Raw genomic sequence first — 20,329 nt, 5'->3', positions numbered from 1 at the left:
AAACTAATGATAAGATTATTGATAATTTGTATTACATTTTTGTTGTTATATTTTAGTTTTTCTATGTTAAATCAACTTGATTCCAGGTTAACTTTAAACTTATATGACTATTATATAGAAACAACATTTTTTACTTTCGTTATTTTATATATATTACTTACACTTTCTACTGTTATTTCTTTTAAAATATTATGTTTAATTATTAATCTACCTACTAATTTAAAAGCTCTTTTCTTTGCTAAAAGAGCCAATAACGATAATTACTTACTAATGAAAGCTATGGCAGAATACGTTTCTGGTGAAAAATTAAAATCAGCAGTAACGAGCCAAAAAATATCTTACCGTTTAAGCCAGGAAAATAAGGTGTTTCATACTTTACTTTTAGCAGAATCAGAACTAGATATTTCAGTAAAAATAAAATATTTTCAGGAATTAGAACAATCTAAACATTATATTCCTTTTGTTACCAAAAGACTCGCACAAATACATTATCAGAATAATATGTATGACATAGCTGAGAATTATGCTGTTAGATCGTTTAACCTAAATGAATCTGATAGTGAAACTTTAGAAATTTTACTTAATTGTTATGCCAAACTTGCTCTATGGACAAAATTTGTTTTTGTGGTATCTAAACTTAGCAGAGTTGACGGACAGAAACTAGAGGCTCTTAAAAACAAAATAGCTGATTATTATGTTATAGCTGCTAAAAATATGTTAGAGACTAACCAAACAAAAGAGGCGATATATTATTTAGAATCAGCTATTAAACTTATAGCTTCCCATATTGAAGCACTAAATCTTTATCTATCTTTAAACTCCTCTAAATGGAGTAATAAGAATCTTGAGTTATTACAAACTGCCTTCACAGCAAGCCCATCTTTTGAAATTGTAGAATTATATAAGAAATTTTCTACCAATGACTCCTCGGAAATTTATGACGATCTAGCAAATTTAGTCGATCCTAAAAAATATTTAGGATTATTTTTGGCGATAGCTGCTTATTTAGATTTACCAGAAAAGATTCAAAATCTTAAACAGGAAATCAACATTTTTATCGCAGATGATTGACAAATGCATTAAATTTAGATATATTTCAGTTTTTAAGTTCGAATAAGCACGATTTCTGTATGGAACAACGGTTTGAGCTTATCTTTGCCTACCGGATAATATTAAATAATTAGTAAAATTTATGACAAAATGTGTTAAAAAATCATTGTTTGTTACAGCTGGTATTGCTGTAATGGGTTTAGGGTTATTTTTGGGTAATCCTAATAGAGTTGATGCTGCAGTTAAAGAAGGGCAAGCATTTTCAGATTGGGTAGTTAAATGCACCACAAGTACTGATAAAAAACGGGTTTGTTTTTTAAATCAAGCTCTTAATTCTACTAAAGATGACAAACAACAGGTGGTGGCTATATATCAAATAGGCTATTTTGGTAGCGGTAAGGAAAGAAGTTTAAGAATGGTACAAATAGTTCCTCCTGACGTTTCTGTTACTCCAGGTACATCTGTTATCAGTTCCAAAAAATTAGTTGCTCCAGGTAAGTATGTTAATTGCACAAAAGATTCTTGCCAGGCTATTGCTGATATACCAGACAGTGATCTTGAAACCATTTTATCAAGCGATGGCAATCCTGTTGTTGGTTTTATGAATTCAGTCGGTCAACAGGTAAATTTGCCCTTTTCTACAAAAGGACTTAAAGAAGGCTTGAAAGCTTTAAAATAGTAATTTGGTGAGCGTTAAAATACAAGACGTCATTGCGAGCGAACATATGTGAGCATGGCAATCCGGTGAAGCTTGTCATATTGCTTCGTCGACCTGCGGTTTCCTCGCAATGACGGCTGTGGACTTATGTACTCCTCTCCAATAGACGCTTGGCGTTCAGATTTTTTATTCATCATAAGAAAATAGCAAAAAAATTCGTGAACGCTCACATTTGTTATACAAGTTTTTGTGTAAACAATCCTTGAAATCATTCACTTCATTTTTACTTTTAGTAATGAGCTGATTTTTAGTAGCAGAAGGAGGGAAGGGATTGTTGTGATAATAATAAATGTAAAAAAGTTTTGCCATCCGAATTGTACAACAATATATCCTGAAATAGCTGGAAAAATCGATCGTGAAAATCCCATCATAGAAGTGAAAAACGAATATTGTGTAGCACGAAATTTACCTTGACAAATTGAAGCAATAAAAGCAATGTAGGCTGTCATAGTCATTCCACCAGTTATACTCTCAAAACCTGTCGTAATAAAGAATAAGGGTAGATTTTTACCATATATCTCTTGCAGAATAAATAATGTATGTGCTATGGCATGAATTACTCCAAATATCAGCAAGCTATCCAAGATATTCTTTTTTCTCATCACTGAGCTAGCTATTAGCCCACCAATTATTGCAGATATTATGCCGAAAAATTTCCCTGCACTAGCTATTTCAAATTCGTTATAACCAATATGTATCAGAAAAGGATTAATCATCATACAAATAAAATCATCTGGTAATCTATATAAAATAAGGAAGATTATTATTAAAAAGATTAAATAAAAAGATCCTACAGGTCTCAAGATATTTTGTATAAAGTTTGAACTATTTACCTTATAATCCTGACAAGTTTTGGAAATTAAGTCATGTTTTAATCGTAAGATACTCACAACTAAAATAGCAGAGCAAACAAGTACAGAAATGGCAAAGATTTTATATACATTATTCCATCCCAAGTAGCTTGATAGATAAATAGCTCCGGAACCTGATATTAGCATACCGATACGATAGCCAAAAATATAAATTCCAGAAGCTGCCCCTTGAGATTCTTTGGCAATAATTTCAGTTCTAAATGCTCCTAGGACAGTATCTTTAGCTGAACTTAAAAATGATATTATTAATCCTACCAGTGCAAACAATATTAGACTATGATGAGGATCCATGGTACTTAAAAGAAAAATAGCCAATGCCAACAAAATTTGGATCAGACAAATCCAAGATAATCTATGACCAAGTAGCTTACTTAACCAACCTAACTTTACAGTATCAAAAATAGGAGCCCATAAAAAATTGATAGAATAAGGTATTACGATAACAGCAAACATTCCAATAGATTGTAAATCAATATTTTCTTTAGCAAGCCAATAGTTTAAGGTGTTGCCTGTAATCATTAAGGTAAATCCGCTAGTTAAACCAAACAACCAAATAATGAACAATTTTGCAGGAGTTAACATAAGTATCTATTAAGAAAAAGTAAACGTTCATGGAAAAAAAGTTAAAGTACAAAACGTCTATTAGCGAGAAGGCATCAACTTAAAAAAACAATATTGAAAAACCGTCATTGCGAGGAGGCGTTAGCCGACGAAGCAATCCACTCTTTTATGGATTGACACGCCACCTACGGCATACCCTACAATTTTTATACATTAACTAATAATTCTACAATTTGCTCAAATTGCAATAGATATTCTTGCTCTTTATCAAGATCTTTTAATTTGAAACTATTACTCATTTGTTCATTATCACCAATAAAAATGGCATATTTAGCTTTCTGTAGATTAGCCCGGATCATTCTCTTGGCTATTTTGCCTTTGGCGTCTAAGGTAACAGAAATATTTTTTTGGCGTAATTGATTGGCTAAGATTAAACAATATTCTAAATTATTGTCACTAATAGGAAAGATAAATACTAGTCTGGCTTTAGATATGTTGTATTCTCTCATTAAAGCAAGCCTTTCGATTCCAGCAGCAAAGCCAATGGCTTTTGTCTCTGACCCGCCCATAATTTTGCTCAACCCATCATATCTTCCACCAGCAAGAATTGTCGACTGACTGCCAAGTTTGCTAGTAGTAAACTCAAAAGTTGTATGGCAATAATAATCAAGCCCCCTTACTAGCCTTGGGTTAATGATATATTTTACATTCAGTAAATCTAAGTATCTTAACACATCGTCAAAATATCTTGCAGTATCACTATTATAGTATTGAGACATTAAAGGGCTATTCGCAACTATTTTTCTATCATTTTCATCTTTTGAATCTAAGATCCGCATCGGATTTTTGACAAGTCGCTTTTGGCTATCTTCTGATAATTCTGACTTATAATCATTGAAATACTCTACCAGCTTTTGTTGGTAGATGGTACGAGTTGCAGCACAACCAATTGAGTTTATTTCTAAAGTTGTATCTTTATCTATTTCTAAAGCCTGAAGAATATCTAAGGCAAGCCTAATTGTTTCAGCATCGTTACTCGATCCTTCTTCTCCACCAATATACTCAAAATTCATTTGATGAAATTGCCTTTGTCTACCAGCCTGTGGTCGGTCATAACGAAATACTGGACCGCTTGAAAAGAACTTAATAGGTAATGTTTGTTGCAGGTTATTAGAGATAAAAGCCCTAATAATACCGGCTGTAAACTCAGGTCTAAGAGAAATATTATTATCACTCTTATCAAGGAAATTGTACATTTCCTTACTTATTACATCAGAAGTCTCTCCAAGTGTACGGTCAAAAACTTTAGTATATTCAATTATCGGCGTACTCATGGCTTGATAACCATAAAGTTCACCAATATGTTTTGCTGTGTTAATTATATAATCATGAATTATATAATCCGCAGGCAGTAGGTCTTTAGTACCACGTAATGGTTGTAGTGCATTACTCATACAAATTAAACTTGTCGTTTCATAAAGAACAATCTAAGAATATACAGAACAAACATTAGTGCAAACCAATATATTAATAATTGCCCTGCAATCATCAAATTAAAGTTACTATCAAACATTTGTATAGATAGTAAATATAGGCAAGCTATTAAAACAAATGGTATAATGATACATGCAGCAGGACATTTAAATGGTCTTGGAACATTTGGCATTTTTATTCTAAACAACATGACTATTACGGCAACTACTGAGTAATCAATTAGAGCCCCCATAGATGATAACTGAAAAAGAATTTCAGATGGACAAAATCCTCCTAATAATGCAGCAAGAGCAGAAAATATTAAGATAGTAATATAAGGACTATCGTATTTTGCATGCAGTTTTGCAAAACTCTTTGGCAATAACCCATCTCGGGCAATTACATAAAAGATACGAGATGTACCATAAATATTCATCATCAGTACTGTAGTCATACCACATACTGCTCCAGTAGCAACGATGGCAGAACCAATATTACTATTATTCAAGCTAAGAGCATAGGCAAGTGGCTGGTCATTATTAAGTTGATCAAAAGGGGCTATACCAGTGACTAGCCCAGCTATTATAACGTATACTATCGTTGCAATTACTAATGATCCAATAATACCGATCATTAAATCTCGGTTAGGGTTTTTGCATTCTTCAGCTGTAGCAGCTATTGTCCCAAAACCTGTCATAGCCAAAAATAGGATAGATGCCCCAACTAGCATATTATTGAAGCCAAAAGGTAAAAAGTTTTGCAAATTTGTCGCATCAAAATACGGTGTGGCAAACACAATAAACGCAAATATAGCTGCCATTTTTACAAATACTAAAATAGCATTTAGTTTTTTACTATCTTTCGTTCCTAAGTACAAAATAAAAGAGACAAACACTACAATAAGAAAAGCTGGTAAATTTATTATTCCACCATTACTAGGCACGGTCGTTAAAGCTTTAGGTAAATCTATCCCACCTGCTGACAATATGCCCTGAGCATATCCTGACCAGCCAGCTGCAACCGCACCAGCAGCAAAACCGAGTTCTAATATAATAACGCTACCAATTAACCAAGCAAATATTTCACCAAAAGCTACATAAGAATAAGTATAAATACTACCAGAAGTCGGTAACATGGTGGCAAGCTCTGTATAAGCAAAGGCAACAAAAATACATGTTCCGCCAGCAACAGCGTAGGATAGCATAACTGCAGGACCAGAATATTTAGCCGCTACCATACCTGTTAACACAAATACACCCGTGCCTATTATAGCCCCAAGACCCAATAATATCAGATCAAATGCCCCTAGAGTTTTGCTAAGACCACTAGTCTTCCCTAGCTCTTTTATTGATTCAAAACTTTTTCTTGTTAAAAAACTCATTAATCTCTCCAATTTTAATAATAGAAAATACTAAAAGTATTTATGCAATTTCTCTAGTAATCCATCCTCCACCAAGAACTCGAGCATTATCATATATGACACAAGCCTGACCAGGAGTTACAGCTTTCTCTGCAGACATTAACTTTACCCTAATTTCTGTATTACTTATCCTACTAATCTTGGCAAAGGTAGCAGGACGAGTCGAACGAATCTTAACTTGCACCTCAACTTCCTCTTGAACAACCATTTCTTTACCAAGCCAGTTAACATTCTTAATAGTAAATTCGGTAGAATCTAATGCCGAATCTGGACCAACATAGACAATTTTTGTATTAGGGTCAATTCTTACTACATAAAGTGGCTCATGAAAAGCTATGCCAAGTCCACGACGTTGACCTATAGTATAGTTGATAATACCATTATGTGTCCCGAGTTCAAAGCCGTCTACATGGATTATTTTACCTTTTTCATTAACATCGGTTCGGATATTACTAATTACCTTCCTATAATCACCATCTGGTACAAAACAAATATCTTGGCTATCAGGCTTATCTGCAACGCCTAAGTTAAATCTAGTAGCAATATTTCTTGTTTGCTCTTTGCTTAATTCTCCCAAAGGAAAAGATAGATAATTTAGTTGTTCTAAAGTAGTTGCAAACAAAAAATAACTTTGGTCTTTGGCAATATCAATACCAGTATGTAATTCTGCTCCATCTATACCTTCGACTTTCCGAACATAATGACCAGTAGCAAGACAGTCAGCTCCTAAATCTTTTGCTACTTTTAGTAAGTCCTTAAATTTAACTGACTGGTTACATTGTACACATGGCGAAGGTGTTTCGCCTCTAATATAACTATCGGCAAAGTTATAAATTACTGATTCTTTAAATTTAGACTCGTAATCCAATACATAATGCGGAATATTTAGCATATCCGCCACCATTTTTGCGTCATAAATGTCTTGCCCAGCACAACAAGCATTCTTTTTCTTGGTGGCTATGCCGTGATCGTATAACTGCAGTGTTATACCAATGACTTTATGTCCTTGTTCACAAAGCATAGCAGCCACTACTGAACTATCAACCCCACCAGACATTGCAACTACTATTGTAGATGGATTACTTATTCTATTATTCATTGCATTTATAGTAAATTTATGTTATGGTAAATATAGAATTACTTTAGTTATTGCAGGCAGTCTCCTAGATAAAAGAAACAATACATTAACCTAAATTCGATATAACAAATTATGCCAAATTCAGTTATATATAGCAGATTTTTTTGCTCCACTAATAGCTATTTTCATTATTTCTGTGATATTGCTTATTTTTTTACTTCCTAACTCAGTACATTACTATTACCCATTCTTTAAAAGGCTTATTCTTATCCAGAATTGAGGTTACATTATAATAAATTTATAGTTAAATTACAATAGGCTTTTAAATTGTCCTGAGTTTTATAATCATCCATCATTCTTAATGGCATTGTTGCATGAATAGAAATCAAGCTTGAGTCACGTGAGTGTTCACGGAGAAAAGTTAAAGTACAAGACGTCATTGCGAGCGAACTTACGTGAGCGTGACAATCCATTGTTCTTGGATTCCTTCTTGGCTTACGCCTTCTCACTAATAGATGTCTTGTACTTTAACTTTTTTTCTGTGAACGCTCACTCACAACTTATCGTTCAATATGCCGTTCTAAAGAATTACTTCTTTGCAATTTCTTCTGGTGGGTAAGGTTACTCTCTTTTTGCGATAAATCTGGCACAGATTTACTTCTTCGTAATTGTTCTATAACCGCAGGTGTTACGATTTCCTCAGCAGATTTCTTGGCAGCCCCCATAGCTTTAGTTAATGAACTATCACCTTTGACCTCAGGTTGTTCATAAAAAGGATCATGTGCTCTACCCAAATCTTTTAAAAAGCTTACCATACCTTTTGCCGCTGATACCAGTATATTACTATTTTTTTTCTTTTCTTTAGTTTCAGCTTCTTGTTCACTAGGCTTTTCATTAGATTTATCTTCCAGCTTATTTACTACTGCATGCAGCATAACTCGTTTTTGCTCATCAGTTAATTTTCTATAATCTTTGTCGTGGCTTATTTCAGTTAAAGCTTCTTGATATATATCAAATTTATTTTGTTTTTGTTCATCAGTTAACTTGAAATAATCTTTATCTCGGATCAACTCAGTCAAAGCAGCAGTTTGAATATTTTGTTTTTGGGCGATTTCACGCAGCTCTTGTAAATTCTGATAATTGGCAACATCACTCTTACGGAGTTCACCATTAATATTAATTTTAAATGCTGTGACAAGATCAGCTGATTGTTTTTCAGTTAACCCTGAGGTAATCAAAGTGATCGCTGAAGCCGTACCAGATTTAACCGCTGCAGCAATCTTAACAGGATTACCAGTGCTAGCTGCAACTATATTAGATGCTAAAATAGCTGCGTTCTTAATATTATCCATAAAAAATTTACTTGTACTAAATGCCATTTCTGCTTTGGAAGATACGTGATGATAATGTCTATTTTCTTCACCTGGGACAGATGTGGGGACATATAATTTATTTTCCAACAATTGAGCTAATTTGGAATCCAGTGTTAATAAATATTGTTGTTTGCTTATATCTCCTCGATTCTGCATTAATAGATCATTTTCTTGGGCAAGTTTACGAAGCTTTCTTATTTTAATAGTTTCAGCTACCATTCCGCCAGCTACCCCAAATAATGTTACTGCAGCCATAGCTAAGGCTATAGGGGGTGATATCCCAGATAATACTACTACTGCAAATATAGTCGTAATAACACGACTTACAGCACTACCAAGTACAATTTTGCCTAATCTTGTATTTAACAGCCAATCTACAGCTTTGAAAACCTTGGTATTTTTTGTCCAATTCCAAGCAGATTCAGCTTTATTAATTATGTAAGAAAACGCTCTTTTTATTTTTGATTCTGTCTTTATTTCTTTATTTTCTTGTTCTAAATATTTTAGAAATTCATTTGAAATTCTAATCTCATTTGTTTTAACCGATTTTAATTTCTCACTTTTTTCTTGCTCAATTATCGACAAATCATCCTTACTTCTTACTGCTTTTGCAGGAGAAGTAGCTTCTAACTTATTTGCACGTTCAAGCTCCATATCATCAAGGCTTTTTACAACCCTTGCTTTTCTTTCTTTTGGTTGAATTATTTGATTATCTAAAGAATTACTTAGTACTTCATCTAGAGGCAACACTTTTGATTCATCTGGCTTCTCTTGACCACTAAAATCTTCATTTATAGACTCCTCAATTGCAGTACTATTCGCCTCAGAACTTTTAAGGTTTTCAAACAACGTAGATTCTTTTTCATCATATATCATAATGCACCACACTCTAAATATAACATAAAGTTAAAGACTGATTCTATAGCTTTTCCGTCTATTAGCGAGGAACCACTTTCGACAATTGTACTACTTTAGTGGCAACGAAGCAATCCAGGAAAGTGATTATATTTGGATTGCTTCGTCACAGCGAAGCTGCTCCTCGCAATGACGCATAGGCGTCAGTTTAAGGAGTTAAGTAAAACAGTATACCCGCACATAAGCGTCATTGCGAGCCACCGTAGGTGGCGTAGCAATCCATAAAAGAGTGAATTGCTTCGTCGGCTAACCCCTTCTCGCAATGACTGCTTTCCAATTATTACCTTCTTAAACTAACGCCCATGCACAATAACGGGGTATAGCTATCTAACTATACCAGTTTTTACCGATAATGTTTTTTGTATCGTTCCCTTAAGCTTGCTTGTAGCTTTTTTGAGATTATCCCACGCTTTCTCTTGCGTTTTATCATCTTTAAGAATAGAAGTGAACACCGTTCCCATACTTTTTAAGAAATTTTTCAAATCTTTTGTAAACGATACATTTTTATTGAATGGAACCTTATCATGCAATTTTTCAAAAATCTCTCCTGCTCCAGCAGCGTCTTTCGCTTCTTTTAACCCTTCTTTTACTGCCTTAATTACAGGAACAAATATATCCTTTATATCGCCTTTTAAATTTTTTCCTTCTTTTTCTAAATCATTAAGCATATCCGCACCAACTCTTTTAACTTCTTCAAAAGTACTTGGAGGCTTTATGTCATCACGGATTTCTCTACGCAAATTTTTAGCCTCTTTAGCAAGATCTTCTTTTATAGACTTAACTTCTTTTCGTAACTTATCTACAAGTCCCATAATTCCTCCTTTAGGTTATAATTATTCCTAATATTCTTCCAACTCTATTTCTACCGTCAACTAGTTTGCTGTGAATCAATAAGCGATTTAGGTTTTCTCGTATCAATTGATAAGGCGTGTAACCCACTAGCTAACTCATCTGCTAAAAGATTGTTAATCATTTTATGTTGTTCTAGCAAGCTTTTTCCTATAAAAGCTGCTGCAAAAATTTTAATCCTAACATGACTCTCAGTAGTTCCACCAGTATGGCTGGCATGCTTGGCACTTTCATCAATTATTTCACAATAATGTGGTTTTAACACATCTAATTTGCTTTTGATTCTATTTATTTTGCTCATAATTCTATAATATAAAACTTTTACTTGTATCATTCTACTAGGATTTTAGTATTTAGTAAATTATATTAGTTTAGTTATGATAAAATTAGATACAAAATTTAGAAATTTACAATTTGAGCTTGACAAAGTAGAGCGTGGATATTGTATTTCTTTTAAGTTACTAAATTATGACGAATTGAATGCTATAATGGGCGATATTCACATAATTTACAAACTTAATAAAATTATTTTTGAAGTTTGTACTGAATTAATCACCGATTCCATCACATCGGTTTATAAACAGGTTGAACATGATCAAATATTATTAGTTTTATCTACATTAGACTCAAATATAGTCAAGGAAATTGCACTAAAAATACATTTATTATCCCAACTTTATGTTGACGAACTACTACCTACAGCTTATATGAATTGTAGTATTGCTAGCATAGAGTTTCCCAAATTTAGCAACAAAGCCGAAGAGATTTATAATTTATTAAACTGGCTAACTTCTTATCAAGGTGACCAAAATTATTATCGTGAGTATGACTCTAAATATTATAATATAGAATGCATTAAAGAATCCAATAAACAACTCAATCTCTTAAGAAAAGCACTCTCAAACAAAACAATGGTTTTTGCTTATCAGCCAGTTATTGACCGTAAAACAATGAAAGCTCATTACTATGAATGTTTATTAAGGGTTCCTGATACAAATAACTATCTGTGTTCTGTAGGAGCAATAATCCCAGAGGCTGAAAAGAAAGGTTTAATTTTTATAGTAGATCAAGTAGTGCTAGAAATGGCAATCAAAGAATTAGATGCTAACCCAGACTTGATGCTATCAGTTAATATTTCAAATATTGGCACATTAGATTCTCCTTTGCTAGTAATAGCAGAAAAATTATTACAAACATATGATGTTTCAGGAAGATTAATTATCGAAATTACTGAGACTAGCCTTAATCAGCATTATCAACAAATAACGTACTTCATGCACAGATTAAGAAAATACGGTTGTAAATTTGCTTTAGATGATTTTGGCTCTGGGTTTACTTCATTTAAACAGTTACAAAATCTGCCAATAGATATTATTAAAATTGATGGTAGTTACGTACGTAACATCACTAGCGATCTGCAAAGTCAAGACTTCATTAAAAGATTAATTAACCTCTCTGAGGATTTGGGTATTCAAACTGTAGCAGAATTTGTTGAGAATGGTAAGATAGCCAAATTCTTAATCAATCTAAAAATTGATGCTATGCAAGGCGATTTTTTCTCACCTGCCTCGGTTAATAGAATAAAATAATCAAATATAGTAAAGCAATTGAATTAGGTGATAATAGACTTCCTGCATAAGTCAATCTAGCTGGTGATTTTGTCGTCGAAACCCGCCTCCACTCCGTAACAATCGTCTATATACGCTGCGGTGTTCGGCTTCGTTTCTCCTAAAAATCCCCTAACTATTTTTGACTTATGCAGGAAGTCTAATATATGAGTGAGCATTCACCGTCATTGCGAGGAGTCAGTTCGCAATGACATTTTTATATATATCTATACATAACATTAAGTTAATGATTCCCTTTTAAAACTTTGATATAAAACTGGAATAACAAATATAGTAAATAGAGTACCAATAGTCATACCACCCACTATTACTAAACCAATAGACTTTTGAGCTTCGGCTCCTGCTCCTGAGGCAATAACTAATGATACTGCCCCAAAAATGGTTGCTAAAGTAGTCATTAGAATCGGTCTAAACCTTAAGCTAGAAGCTTTAGTTACAGCTTCTCTAATATTTAATCCTTGGCTTCTTAAGTTATTAGTAAATTCTACGATCATAATAGAATTTTTTGTGATCAAACCAATTAAAGTGAGCAAGCCAATACCACTATACATATTAAACGTATTACCAAATATCCAGAGTGCTAATACGCCACCAGTAAATGAAAATGGTACAGCAATAAGGATTAATATCGGATCAGTAAAACTTTCAAATTGTGCTGAAAGCACTAAGTAAATAAACAATAAAGCAAATAAGAACGTAGTAGCCATAGTACCTTCTGATTCAGCCTTTTTCTTAATTTCGCCAATATATTCTAGAATAGTGGTATTATTATCCAATAATTCATTAGCTATGTTATTCACTTGCTTTATTGCATCGGTAATTTTTTGGTTTGGGGCTAAATCTGCCGAGATGGTTACTGATCTAGCATTATTATAATGATTATAATATTTGATAGATACTTTCTCAACTATATTAGCCACGACATTTAATGGCAATAAATTATTAGTTGGTTTATTGGTTGATATCAGTATCTTACTAAAGTGTTCGATATTACTACGATGTTTTAAATTATACTGCATAGTTATATCATACAGTTCATTGCCCATTCTAAAATCACCAAGCCGCTTTCCTGCTAGCAAATATTGCAATGTTAACCCTATATTTTCTAAACTCACACCATAAAGGTAAGCTTTATCTCGGTTAACAATTACGTCAATGATCGGAGAGAAATCTACATTACCATAAACATTCATATTCATAAAAGCTGGTTTTTTCTTCATAGCATCGACGAATTTCTCTGATATTTGAACTAATTGCTCATATTCAAGCGAGGATTGCAAAGTAAATTCCACAGCATGTCCAGCATTGCCGCTAATTGGTGAACGGTGTGGCATTGCAAAAACCGATATTCCAGTTGTTTGTTGAAATTGCTGATTAAGTAAGTTTATTATAGTTGTTTGTGACATTGACCTTACTTTCCAATCTTTAAGAGGTATAAAACCATGACCATGCCACCCTTTTATTACTATCAAATAACCTGCGATATCTTTGTAAGAACTAAGTATTTTTTCAACTTCTATTATTGATTTTTCTGATTGTTCACTATTAGAACCTTGGGGACCAAAGAAGGAAAGATTCACAATGCCATTATCCTCCTGAGGAATAAACACCTTTGGGACAAAGATAAAACTAACGACTAGCAGCACTAAAGATAGGGCAATAATAAGCGAGAATTGCTTTTTATGATCAAAAGCAAGATTTAAATAGACCAAATACTTGCTTTGGACTAATTTAATAAACTGGTCAAATTTAACTAAAAACCCTAAGGAAGGTTGGTCATTTTTACCAATCATGCGACTTGCCATCATTGGCGTCAAAGTTAAAGCAACAAAACCAGAAACTAACACACAGAATGCTAAGGTCCAAGCAAATTCAATGAATAACTTACCCATATCTCCGTCAATAAAACCTATTGGTAAGAATACTGAGGCAAGTGTTATAGTCATTGCTATAATAGCAAAACCAATTTCCTTAGATGCCAGAGTGGCGGATTCCATAGCAGAATGCCCCATCTCATTGTATCTAAAAATATTTTCCAGCATTACTATTGCATCATCTACCACCAAACCAATAGCCAATATCATTGCTAAAAGGGTAAATATGTTAATAGAAAATCCTAAATAATACATGACAATAAATGTACCAATCAGCGATACAGGAATGGTTACAAGTGGTATCAGAGTGATTCTTACTGATGCCAGAAATAAATATACTACTATTATAACTAAAATTAATGCTTCAAAGATCGTGAAGAATACTGATTTGACTGAGGCATTAACTGGAATTGACTCATCATAGGCTATATCAATTGTTACCCCATTAGGTAAATTCTTTTTAATTTTATCTAGTGACGACCTAACCTCTTTAGATAACTCAAGTATGTTTGCCTTTGATTGTTTGACAAGACCAAGTATTAATGCACTTTTGTCGTTATATCTAACAATTGTATTATTTTCTGGAGGAGCTAAATACACTTTAGCAATATCTTGTAATCTTAATATACTGGCATCTGTTACTTTTAGTATAATTTGTTCAAACTGTTCTGGTTTACTTAAAGACCCATCTAATCTTACAGTAAAATCACGGTTGGCGGTTTTAATAATTCCTGCCGGATAATAGATATTTTGTTTTTTTATAGCATTTTCAATTTCCAACACCGACATTTTATGCTGATATAATTTTACCGGATCTGGCTCTATCCGCATAGAATAATATTTACCACCATGCACTTCTACTCGACCTATTGTTTCAAGTTTTTCTAAAAGGTTGACTACATTCTCTTGAGCAATCTGAGTTAATTGCAAATTATTATATACGTCACTACTAATGCTTAAGAACAAACTAGGATAATTATTAGCATCGTGCTTACCAATATAAGGAGCTTGCATATCTTTGGGAAATATATAGCTTATCTCAGCAATTTTAGACCGAACATCGTTTAAGGATACTTCGATATTAGCCGATGATAAAAATGTTAAAGAGATATAGCTACTACCTGTCGCACTTTGGGAAGTGATAGAATCAAGATTTTTTATAGTTTTTAGAGCCTTTTCAATACGAGTGGTAATTTCTTTTTCCATATAAAGAGCATCCGCCCCAGGATAATCTGCATATACTGTTATTACAGAAGAAGAGATATCGGGAATACCCCTAATTTGTAGTTTAGTAAAAAATACAGCTCCTAAAATAACAATTACTAGACTCAGAACTGTTGCAAATACTGGACGCTTGATGCATATTTCACTTAAATACATATAAACAAATCCTATTCAATACCAATTGTTAATTTTTTCTCAAGAATTTTGGCTAAGTTACTAATAATTATTACCATAACATAATAACAAAGCCCTGCTATTAACAGAGGCGTAAAATAAGTAAAATGTTCAGCCGACACTAGCTGAGCTCTCCGCATTAAATCCATTCCACCGATCGTTGATATAATCGATGATTCTTTGATTAGGTTAATAAGCTCATTAACCAATGAAGGTAAAATATTTCTTATAGCTTGCGGTAAGATGATATCTTTGATCATTAATCTTTCAGGTATGCCTAACGCCTTAGCCGCTTCAATCTGCCCCTTGTCAACAGCATTCATTCCAGCTCTAATTATTTCCGAAACATATGCCCCTGAATTTAATGAGAAAGCTATGGTACCTGCAGCGAATACTCCAAGCTTAATACCAATTACCCCAGGCAAACCAAAATAAATTATGCTAAGTTGGATAAGTAGTGGTGTACCACGAAAAATTGATGTATAAAAATTAGCAAATAACCTTAAGGCATGACTTTTGCTTACCTTACAAAATGCTAGTAAAGTACCGATAATCAATCCAAATAACACTGAAACTAAGCTATATTTCAGTGTTACTACCATCCCTTCTATAATATAGAATATAGAAGAGAAATCAAGTAATTGCTCAAACATCTAACACTCTTAAATTTCCTGAATTCGTTTCAATACAGGAGATAATTAAATCTATATTCTATAAGTCATTGCGAGACCATGTACCATTAGCTACAACTTACTTTTGCTCATATTTTTTCCACTAAAAATACCTTATTATAAATATATATACAACAAATTAATGCTAGCACTAAGTAATTATTGACGGATATGTCTTAAATTGCTAATTTTTGTAATATCTAGATTGCTACTAGACCTTATAGGGTTAATATCTATGCCCCCACGTCTTGTATATCTGGCATAAACAGTTAACTCATCGGGAGTACAAAACTTACTAATATCACAAAAAATACGCTCAACACATTGTTCATGAAACTCATTATGATTACGAAATGACACCAAATATTTTAATAAAGAACTATGGTCAATTTTTTTGCCTCGATAGCTAATTTGTACTGATGCCCAATCTGGTTGATTAGTCACTAAACAATTTGATTTAAGCAAATTAGAATATAGTACCTCATCGACGATCTTCGTATTATCTTCCAATAATTTTGGCAAATTTTGACTAATTTCAAAACTAGTAATCGTCACATCTAACCTATCGAGATTTATACCTGAAAAAGATTGCAGCCTAGTACCATCATATGACTCTAAATCTTTTAAAAACACTATTACATCTGACCCAAATATTAGACTTAAATCCCTGGTAATTAACTCTATTACTTGCTCTGAACTGCTAAGCTTAGTATTACTAAAAGAATTTAAGTAAAGCTTTAGTGACTTTGATTCTATAATATTAGGTGAATCGCTACTCACCATAAATTCCAATATCCGTATCTCAGGTTTACCAGTTTGGCTTAGCCAAGAGACCTCATAACAATTCCAAATATCAAAGCCATAAAAAGGTAAATAACCTATTATCTGTAATTGCTCTCTAGCAAATTTACGACTAATTGGCTGTAATAAACTATTATCATACACATCTATATACGCAGTTTGCTTGCCGAGTATAGTTTCCAAATCCATTTTATTTTATCCAGTAAGTCATGTAGTTCGGATGTTCTACACCATTTAATAAATATTTAAAACCCATAGCAATCCTTAATATAAACCACACCAACAAACATATATACAATACAGGTCCAATTAGTATTATAGTGGTTATTATAGATATCATCATACCAACAAGCCCTATCCAAAAAGTACGAAGTATAAAAATGTAATGACTGGCTAAATATTTATTTTTAATATCCTTATTAATATAAGCAAAAACTGCTCCAATAATAGGTAGTAAAGGAGCAACTATTCCACATAAAAATAATATATAAGTTACGACAAGATTAGTTTTTCCTGCTGCTATATATTTTTTAATTTCCTTATCCATTTTCATCTCTTCAACTTTTTAACTACTAAAATTCTTAACCACTAAGTGCATTATACTACCATATTTGATATAATCTATCTCATTATCTGTAAAAGCTTGTAATATTACGCCGATAGTTTCAATTATACCACTTTTCCTCTTGATAACACAACTAAGTTGTTTATAAGGCTCTACTTTATTACTTAAGCCTGTAATTGTAATATATTCAGAACCATCAAGTTTTAAATCACTTACCGTAGTAGAAGTGAGTACAAGCGGTAACACACCCATACCAACTAAATTTGACCGGTGAATTCTTTCAAAACTTTCAGCAATTACCGCTTTTACTCCTAGTAAACTAGTACCTTTTGCTGCCCAATCTCTCGACGAACCAGAGCCATATTCTTTACCTGCAAAAATTACTAAAGGGATAGAATGAGCCTTATAATCCTGAGAAGCGTCATAAATACTCATTTGTTGACCATTCCGTTGATTGATCGTTATCCCCCCATCAATTCCAGGACACATAGCATTTTTAATTCTATTATTGGCAAAAGTCCCACGCATCATTACTTGATGATTGCCACGCCGTGATCCATAAGAGTTAAAATCTGCTGGTAAAATACCCTGCTCGGTTAAATATTTAGCAGCAGGGCTTGTTTTACTAATATTTCCGGCTGGCGATATATGATCAGTAGTAATAGAATTGCCAAAGATGGCTAATATCCTAGCAGACTCTATATCCCCCAATTCACTGGATATATGCTCGATACCTTCAAAATAAGGTGGATTATTGATATAAGTGCTATTTTTATTCCAATTATAAGTATCACTTTTAGTTACCTTAATATTTTGCCATTCCTTATCACCTAAGAATATATCACTATATTTCTCCTTAAACATTTTACAGTCAATAGATTCCTCAATTATTTTCTGTATCGAATGTTGGGTAGGCCAAATATCCTTAAGATAAACATCCTTACCATCACGACTTTTTCCTATCACATCAGTCTCAAGATTAATGTTTATAGTACCGGTGATAGCATAAGCAATAACTAGCGGCGGAGAGGCAAGATAACTAGCTATGGTTAGAGGATGTACCCTACCCTCAAAATTTCTGTTACCAGATAATACCGAAGCAACAACCAGATTGTTTTTGGTAATAGTCTCTTCTATTTCCGGCAACAGTGACCCAGAATTGCCAATACATGTAGTACAACCATAGCCAACAAGATTAAAACCTAAATCATTGAGATATTGATCAAGCCCACTTTTCTTCAGATACTCTGTCACTATTTTTGAACCAGGAGCCAATGAGGTCTTAACCCATGGCTTTTTCACTAATCCAAGTTCTACTGCTTTTTTAGCCAGCAAGCCGGCAGCAACCATTACATTAGGATTGGAAGTATTGGTACAGCTAGTAATTGCCGCTATTACGACATCACCATGACTAATTGCATATTCATCAGTCACAGGGTATTTTTTATCAATATTAACATCACCTTTGGTTAAAGAAGCTAGTTCACTGTTAAAATTACTAGCGGCATTTCTTAGGTTAACTCGATCTTGCGGACGTCTTGGCCCTGCTAAAGAAGCTTCGATAGTAGATAAATCCAACTCTAATGTCTCAGTATATTCTGGAATAATTGTCGATTCGTACCATAATGACTGTAGCTTAGCATATTGCTCTACTAATTTTATGCGATTTGGCTCTCTAGCCGTCAAGTTAAGATATTTGATAGTCTCATTGTCAATTGGAAAGAAGCCACAAGTAGCACCATATTCAGGAGCCATATTTGAAATAGTTGCCCTATCTGCCAATGTTAAAAAGTCCAATCCATCTCCATAAAATTCGACAAATTTGCCAACGACATTTTTCTTCCTTAACATTTGGGTAATGGTTAGCACCAAATCTGTAGCGGTAATCATCCCATTTAAAGAGCCAGTCAATTTAAAGCCAATTACCTCAGGTATAATCATTGATAGAGGCTGACCAAGCATTGCCGCCTCAGCTTCAATCCCCCCTACTCCCCAACCAAGAACTGCCAGACCATTAATCATCGTAGTATGACTATCTGTACCAACCAATGTATCCGGATAAGCAAAAGTTCCCCCTTCTTGTTGTTTAGTCCACACAACATTAGCTAAATATTCCAAATTAACCTGATGACAAATACCTGTTCCCGGGGGTACTACTTTAAAATTATCAAATACTTCCTGCCCCCATTTTAAAAACTCATAACGCTCTATATTCCGAGCTACTTCCATTGTAACATTTTTATCAAAAGCTTCACTTGTTCCATAATAATCGACTTGTACCGAATGATCTATTACCAGATCAACAGGTATCAAAGGATTAATCTTTAATGGATTCTTCCCTAGTTTTTTCATAGCATCACGCATAGCAGCTAAATCAACAATAGCCGGAACGCCAGTAAAATCCTGCATCAGTACCCTAGCTGGCATAAATGGTATCTCAGCCTCAGATTTCCTTGCCTTAAGCCATTCTTTAAATAGCAACAACTTCTCTTGGCTACCAGTTAGACGCAGAACATTTTCAAATAATATCCTTAAACTATAAGGTAAATGCTTTAACTCAAGCCCAATATCACTTGCCGCCTTATTTATATCAAAAATTTTATAAACATCCTCTCCAACAGATATTTCTTTAAGATAATCATAATTCATACTAACCACTCCAAATTTGTTTTATAGCCAACTCGACTAGTATTATGCTGTCATTGCGAGCGAAAGTATGTGAGCGTGGCAATCCATTTCTAATCACTTTCCTGGATTGCTTCGTTGCCACTAAAGTGGCTCCTCGCAATGACTAAGTAATACTATTCGGGATAGCTACAACCATTAACTTTCATTTTGAGTATACACTAAAAATACCTAACACTAAGCTTTTCATGCAATTTAATTTGAAAAATATTTATATTTTATATCATCCCTGCGTAGAATGCTATCCCTGCTTATCTTAATGTCACCCCTGCGTAAGCAGGGGTCTAAAGATTCCCGCAATTGTTAAGAATGACAAAAAAAACCAGATTTCACTATTTTTATTAAACAATTTTAAAATTAAATCTTGACTTCTTTATGAAAAAGCTATTTTATCAATT

15 protein-coding genes are annotated in these 20,329 nt (G+C 33.4%); 3 read left to right on the top strand and 12 right to left on the bottom strand.

The window, feature by feature from the left end:
- The first annotated feature begins 6 nt into the window (after nucleotides 1-6).
- The gene (locus tag ACFELY_RS04475) at nucleotides 7-1,071 is read left to right on the top strand and encodes a tetratricopeptide repeat protein (RefSeq protein WP_375333743.1); all 1,065 of its coding nucleotides are present in this window, start codon (nucleotides 7-9) and stop codon (nucleotides 1,069-1,071) included.
- A 121-nt stretch (nucleotides 1,072-1,192) separates the two neighbouring features.
- Entirely contained in the window at nucleotides 1,193-1,729 is a 537-nt protein-coding gene (locus tag ACFELY_RS04470) for an invasion associated locus B family protein (RefSeq protein ID WP_341759394.1), read from the top strand.
- Nucleotides 1,730-1,980: 251 nt separating this feature from the next.
- On the opposite strand, the gene ACFELY_RS04465 is transcribed toward ACFELY_RS04470, so the two are convergent.
- From ACFELY_RS04465 to ACFELY_RS04435, 7 genes are all read right to left on the bottom strand, one after another.
- Nucleotides 1,981-3,222 (bottom strand): AmpG family muropeptide MFS transporter, encoded by a 1,242-nt coding sequence (locus tag ACFELY_RS04465; protein WP_375333742.1) that lies wholly within the window; start codon nucleotides 3,220-3,222, stop codon nucleotides 1,981-1,983.
- Nucleotides 3,223-3,407: 185 nt separating this feature from the next.
- The gene (gene hisS / locus ACFELY_RS04460; RefSeq protein ID WP_375333741.1) at nucleotides 3,408-4,655 is read right to left on the bottom strand and encodes a histidine--tRNA ligase; all 1,248 of its coding nucleotides are present in this window, start codon (nucleotides 4,653-4,655) and stop codon (nucleotides 3,408-3,410) included.
- A 5-nt stretch (nucleotides 4,656-4,660) separates the two neighbouring features.
- Nucleotides 4,661-6,055: an amino acid permease gene (locus ACFELY_RS04455; protein ID WP_375333740.1), complete on the bottom strand. Its 1,395-nt coding sequence runs from the start codon at nucleotides 6,053-6,055 to the stop codon at nucleotides 4,661-4,663.
- Between the two features lie 40 nt (nucleotides 6,056-6,095).
- Nucleotides 6,096-7,193 (bottom strand): tRNA 2-thiouridine(34) synthase MnmA, encoded by a 1,098-nt coding sequence (gene mnmA, locus ACFELY_RS04450; RefSeq protein ID WP_094649639.1) that lies wholly within the window; start codon nucleotides 7,191-7,193, stop codon nucleotides 6,096-6,098.
- Between the two features lie 539 nt (nucleotides 7,194-7,732).
- Complete coding sequence (locus tag ACFELY_RS04445) at nucleotides 7,733-9,421, bottom strand: hypothetical protein (protein ID WP_375333739.1); 1,689 nt, start codon at nucleotides 9,419-9,421, stop codon at nucleotides 7,733-7,735.
- Between the two features lie 362 nt (nucleotides 9,422-9,783).
- Entirely contained in the window at nucleotides 9,784-10,272 is a 489-nt protein-coding gene (locus tag ACFELY_RS04440; protein WP_375329968.1) for a hypothetical protein, read from the bottom strand.
- Between the two features lie 56 nt (nucleotides 10,273-10,328).
- Complete coding sequence (locus ACFELY_RS04435) at nucleotides 10,329-10,610, bottom strand: BolA family protein (RefSeq protein ID WP_341759402.1); 282 nt, start codon at nucleotides 10,608-10,610, stop codon at nucleotides 10,329-10,331.
- A 76-nt stretch (nucleotides 10,611-10,686) separates the two neighbouring features.
- Here ACFELY_RS04435 and ACFELY_RS04430 point away from each other — a divergent pair, with 76 nt between their 5' ends.
- On the top strand, nucleotides 10,687-11,898 hold the full coding sequence (locus ACFELY_RS04430) for an EAL domain-containing protein (protein ID WP_375333738.1): 1,212 nt from the start codon (nucleotides 10,687-10,689) through the stop codon (nucleotides 11,896-11,898).
- A 257-nt stretch (nucleotides 11,899-12,155) separates the two neighbouring features.
- Here the strand turns inward: ACFELY_RS04430 and ACFELY_RS04425 are convergent, their stop codons facing one another.
- From ACFELY_RS04425 to acnA, 5 genes are all read right to left on the bottom strand, one after another.
- Entirely contained in the window at nucleotides 12,156-15,191 is a 3,036-nt protein-coding gene (locus tag ACFELY_RS04425; protein WP_375333737.1) for an efflux RND transporter permease subunit, read from the bottom strand.
- A gap of 11 nt (nucleotides 15,192-15,202) precedes the next feature.
- The gene (locus tag ACFELY_RS04420; RefSeq protein ID WP_375333736.1) at nucleotides 15,203-15,862 is read right to left on the bottom strand and encodes an amino acid ABC transporter permease; all 660 of its coding nucleotides are present in this window, start codon (nucleotides 15,860-15,862) and stop codon (nucleotides 15,203-15,205) included.
- Nucleotides 15,863-16,039: 177 nt separating this feature from the next.
- Nucleotides 16,040-16,870, bottom strand: coding sequence for an NADPH-dependent 7-cyano-7-deazaguanine reductase QueF (gene queF / locus ACFELY_RS04415; protein WP_375333735.1), 831 nt, complete (start codon nucleotides 16,868-16,870; stop codon nucleotides 16,040-16,042).
- Nucleotide 16,871: 1 nt separating this feature from the next.
- On the bottom strand, nucleotides 16,872-17,228 hold the full coding sequence (locus ACFELY_RS04410) for a DUF4870 family protein (protein ID WP_341759407.1): 357 nt from the start codon (nucleotides 17,226-17,228) through the stop codon (nucleotides 16,872-16,874).
- An 18-nt stretch (nucleotides 17,229-17,246) separates the two neighbouring features.
- A complete protein-coding gene (acnA, locus tag ACFELY_RS04405) occupies nucleotides 17,247-19,895 on the bottom strand; it encodes an aconitate hydratase AcnA (protein ID WP_375333734.1) in 2,649 nt (882 codons plus the stop codon).
- Between the last annotated feature and the right edge of the window lie 434 nt (nucleotides 19,896-20,329).

The sequence above is a fragment of the Candidatus Tisiphia endosymbiont of Xenochironomus xenolabis genome, assembly GCF_964264705.1.
Taxonomy (GTDB): Bacteria; Pseudomonadota; Alphaproteobacteria; order Rickettsiales; family Rickettsiaceae; genus Tisiphia.
This window is presented reverse-complemented; position numbering and strand designations above follow the sequence as displayed.